The sequence below is a fragment of the Candidatus Andeanibacterium sp. genome (assembly GCF_057143545.1).
Map to the genome: position 1 here is coordinate 1 of NZ_DBNHSF010000149.1, position 3,428 is coordinate 3,428.

Sequence of the window (3,428 nt, forward strand, 5' to 3'; positions counted from 1 at the left end):
GTGACGCTCGCCGCTGGCGACTCGATCGACGTTACCAGCGGTATCTGAGGCAGATCATGGCACTCAAGAACTACAAACCGACCAGTCCGGCCCGCCGCGGCCTGATCCTCGTCGACAAGTCCGGCCTGTGGAAGGGCAAGCCGGTCAAGGCATTGACCGAGGGCAAGACCAAGACCGGCGGCCGCAACAACAAGGGCCATGTCACTTCGCGTGGCAAGGGCGGCGGCCACAAGCAGAAGTATCGCTTCGTCGACTTCAAGCGCCGCAAGTGGGGCGTTGCCGGAACGATCGAGCGGATCGAATACGATCCCAACCGCACAGCCTTTATCGCGCTGGTCAAATATGACGATGGCGAATTGGCCTATATCCTCTGCCCGCAGCGCGTCGCCGTCGGCGACCAGGTGATCGCCGGCGAGAAGACCGACGTGAAACCGGGCAACGCCATGCTGCTGTCGCAAATGCCGGTCGGCACGATCTGCCACAATGTCGAGATGAAGCCGGGCAAGGGCGGCCAGATCGCCCGTTCGGCCGGGACCTATGTCCAGCTCGTCGGGCGCGACCGCGGCCTGGTAATCGTCCGCCTCAATTCGGGCGAGCAGCGTTACCTGCGCGGCGATTGCATGGGCACGGTCGGGGCGGTCTCGAACCCCGACAATTCGAACCAGACGCTGGCCAAGGCCGGGCGCCGCCGCTGGATGGGCAAGAAGCCGCTGACCCGCGGCGTGGCCAAGAACCCGGTCGACCACCCGCATGGCGGTGGCGAAGGACGGACCTCGGGCGGCCGCCATCCGGTGACCCCGTGGGGCAAGCCGACCAAGGGCGCGCGGACCCGCAACAACAAGCAGACGGACAAGTTGATCATCCGTTCGCGTCACGCGAAGAAGAAGAGGTAAGCCATGGCTCGTTCCGTATGGAAAGGTCCGTTCGTCGAACTCAGCCTGCTGAAGAAGGCAGAAGAGGCGCAGGATGCGAACAGCAACAAGCCGATCAAGACCTGGTCGCGCCGCTCCACGATCCTGCCGCAATTCGTTGGCCTGACGTTCAGCGTCTACAACGGCCAGAAATTCATTCCGGTGTCCGTCAACGAGGACATGGTCGGCCACAAACTCGGCGAATTCGCGCCCACGCGCAGCTTCCCGGGTCACGCCGCCGATAAGAAGGGTAAGCGCTGATGGGCAAGGCAAAAGCTCCCCGCCGCGTCGGCGAGAACGAGGCGCTGGCCGTCGGCACCACCATCCGTGGGTCGGCCCAGAAGCTCAATCTCGTGGCCGGCCTGATCCGTGGAAAGAAGGCCGAGGAAGCGATGAACATCCTCAGCTTCTCGAAGCGCGCGATGGCGCAGGACGCGAAGAAGGTGCTCGCTTCGGCGATCGCCAACGCGGAAAACAACCACAATCTCGATGTCGATGCGCTCGTCGTGGCTGAAGCCAGCGTCGGCAAGTCGATCACCATGAAGCGTTTCGCGACGCGCGGCCGCGGCAAGTCCACCCGGATTTTGAAGCCGTTCAGCCGGCTGCGCATCGTTGTCCGCGAAGTAGAGGAGGCCTGATCGATGGGTCAAAAGAGCAATCCGATCGGCCTGCGCCTGCAGATCAACCGCACCTGGGACAGCCGCTGGTACGCCGAAGGCCGCGATTATGCCGGCCTGCTCAAGGAAGATCTCGCGATCCGCAAATATGTGGTCGAAAACCTTCCCCAGGCCGCGATTTCCAAGGTCGTGATCGAGCGCCCGGCCAAGCTGTGCCGCGTGTCGATCTATGCCGCGCGCCCGGGCGTGATCATCGGCAAGAAGGGCGCCGACATCGAAAAGCTGCGCTCCAAGCTGGCGAGCATGACCGACAGCGAAGTGAAGCTGAACATCGTCGAGATCAGGAAGCCGGAAATTGACGCCAAGCTCGTTGCCCAGGGTGTGGCCGACCAGCTGGTCCGCCGCGTCGCCTTCCGCCGCGCAATGAAGCGCGCGGTGCAATCGGCGCTGCGGCTCGGCGCGGAAGGGATCAAGATCACCTGCGGCGGCCGCCTTGGCGGGGCCGAAATCGCCCGTGTCGAATGGTATCGCGAAGGCCGCGTTCCGCTCCACACGCTGCGCGCCAATGTTGATTATGCCGAAGCCGAGGCGCTCACCGCCTATGGCATCATCGGCATCAAGTGCTGGATCTTCAAGGGCGAGATTTTCGCCCACGATCCGATGGCGCAGGACCGTTTGATGATGGAAGCCCAGACCTCGGGCGTCCGGCCGGCGCGTTGATCGGGAGCTAGGTAGAGACAATGCTGCAACCGAAGAAGACCAAGTTCCGCAAGGCGTTCAAGGGCCGCATCCATGGCAATGCCAAGGGTGGCACGACGCTGAATTTCGGTTCCTACGGCCTCAAGGCGCTGGAACCGGAGCGGATCACCGCGCGCCAGATCGAAGCCGCGCGCCGGGCGATCACGCGTCACATCAAGCGCCAGGGGCGTTTGTGGATTCGCGTTTTCCCGGATGTGCCGGTGTCGAAGAAGCCTGCCGAAGTCCGTCAGGGCAAGGGCAAGGGCTCGGTCGAATACTGGGCCGCCCGCGTCAAGCCGGGCCGGATCCTGTTCGAACTCGACGGCGTTCCCGGGCCGATCGCTGCCACCGCTTTCGAGCGCGCGGCGATGAAGTTGCCGATCAAGACCAAGGTTGTCGCCCGGCTGGGCGACACCTCGCACCTGGAGGGTTAAGCGATGTCGAAAGTCGAAGACCTTCGCGCCAAGACCGACGACCAGCTCGATACCGACCTGGTCGAGCTCAAGCGCGAGCAATTCAACCTGCGCTTCCAGGCCGCGACCAACCAGCTCGAGCGTCCTGCCCGGGTGAAGGAAGTGCGCCGCGAGATCGCGCGCATCAAGACGCTGCAGAACGAGCGCGCCAAAGCCGCTCAAACTGCTGCGGCGAAGTAAGGAGCAGACGATGCCCAAGCGTATCCTGATCGGGACCGTCGTCTCCGACAAGACCGACAAGACCGTGACCGTGCTGGTCGAACGCAAGGTGAAGCACCCGCTCTACGGGAAGATCATTCGCCGTTCGAAGAAGTATCACGCGCACGACGAAGCCAATGAATACAAGCCCGGCGAAAAGGTCCGGATTGAGGAGACCAAGCCGATCTCCAAGACCAAGACCTGGCGCGTGATCGACCGGATCGCCGCCACCAAGGGCGAGGCAATCGAAGCGGATCTCGAAGTCGAGGGCGCAGGCAATTGAATTTGATGCGGGCTCCTGCGCAGGCAGGAACCGTGAGCCTGAGGTTCCCGCCTTTGCAGGGACCCGGGGATGAAAGAGTGAAGAAGGAACCGGATCGATGATCCAGATGCAGTCCAATCTCGACGTCGCGGACAACAGCGGCGCCAAGCGCGTCCAGTGCATCAAGGTGCTGGGCGGCTCGAAGCGCCGGACCGCGTCCGTCGGCGAC

General features: G+C 63.4%; 8 protein-coding genes. All 8 read left to right on the plus strand.

The genetic code is table 11. From position 1 onward, the window contains the following. The first annotated feature begins 56 nt into the window (after positions 1-56). Positions 57-893 carry a 50S ribosomal protein L2 gene (gene rplB / locus AC16XC_RS08590; RefSeq protein WP_484034243.1) on the plus strand — a complete coding sequence of 279 codons (837 nt, stop codon included), beginning with the start codon at positions 57-59 and terminating at the stop codon, positions 891-893. 3 nt (positions 894-896) lie between these two features. Then, positions 897-1,172, plus strand: coding sequence for a 30S ribosomal protein S19 (rpsS, locus tag AC16XC_RS08595; protein WP_484034237.1), 276 nt, complete (start codon positions 897-899; stop codon positions 1,170-1,172). Then, entirely contained in the window at positions 1,172-1,549 is a 378-nt protein-coding gene (gene rplV, locus AC16XC_RS08600; protein ID WP_484034238.1) for a 50S ribosomal protein L22, read from the plus strand. Before rpsS ends, rplV begins: the two co-directional genes overlap by 1 nt. Before the next feature lie 3 nt (positions 1,550-1,552). Then, positions 1,553-2,248: a 30S ribosomal protein S3 gene (gene rpsC, locus AC16XC_RS08605; protein WP_484034239.1), complete on the plus strand. Its 696-nt coding sequence runs from the start codon at positions 1,553-1,555 to the stop codon at positions 2,246-2,248. A 20-nt stretch (positions 2,249-2,268) separates the two neighbouring features. Then, positions 2,269-2,700, plus strand: coding sequence for a 50S ribosomal protein L16 (gene rplP, locus AC16XC_RS08610; protein ID WP_484034240.1), 432 nt, complete (start codon positions 2,269-2,271; stop codon positions 2,698-2,700). Between the two features lie 3 nt (positions 2,701-2,703). Beyond that, a complete protein-coding gene (gene rpmC, locus AC16XC_RS08615) occupies positions 2,704-2,919 on the plus strand; it encodes a 50S ribosomal protein L29 (RefSeq protein ID WP_484034241.1) in 216 nt (71 codons plus the stop codon). A gap of 10 nt (positions 2,920-2,929) precedes the next feature. Beyond that, entirely contained in the window at positions 2,930-3,220 is a 291-nt protein-coding gene (rpsQ, locus tag AC16XC_RS08620) for a 30S ribosomal protein S17 (protein WP_484034242.1), read from the plus strand. A 97-nt stretch (positions 3,221-3,317) separates the two neighbouring features. After that, a partial coding sequence (locus tag AC16XC_RS08625) for an uL14 family ribosomal protein (protein WP_484034244.1) occupies positions 3,318-3,428 on the plus strand: 111 nt, incomplete at its 3' end.

Coding starts and splice junctions, on each gene's coding strand:
- rplB (WP_484034243.1), top strand. CDS start 57: ATGGCACTCAAGAACTACAAACCGACCAGTCCGGCCCGCCGCGGCCTG.
- rplV (WP_484034238.1), top strand. CDS start 1,172: ATGGGCAAGGCAAAAGCTCCCCGCCGCGTCGGCGAGAACGAGGCGCTG.
- rpsS (WP_484034237.1), top strand. CDS start 897: ATGGCTCGTTCCGTATGGAAAGGTCCGTTCGTCGAACTCAGCCTGCTG.
- rpsQ (WP_484034242.1), top strand. CDS start 2,930: ATGCCCAAGCGTATCCTGATCGGGACCGTCGTCTCCGACAAGACCGAC.
- rplP (WP_484034240.1), top strand. CDS start 2,269: ATGCTGCAACCGAAGAAGACCAAGTTCCGCAAGGCGTTCAAGGGCCGC.
- rpmC (WP_484034241.1), top strand. CDS start 2,704: ATGTCGAAAGTCGAAGACCTTCGCGCCAAGACCGACGACCAGCTCGAT.
- rpsC (WP_484034239.1), top strand. CDS start 1,553: ATGGGTCAAAAGAGCAATCCGATCGGCCTGCGCCTGCAGATCAACCGC.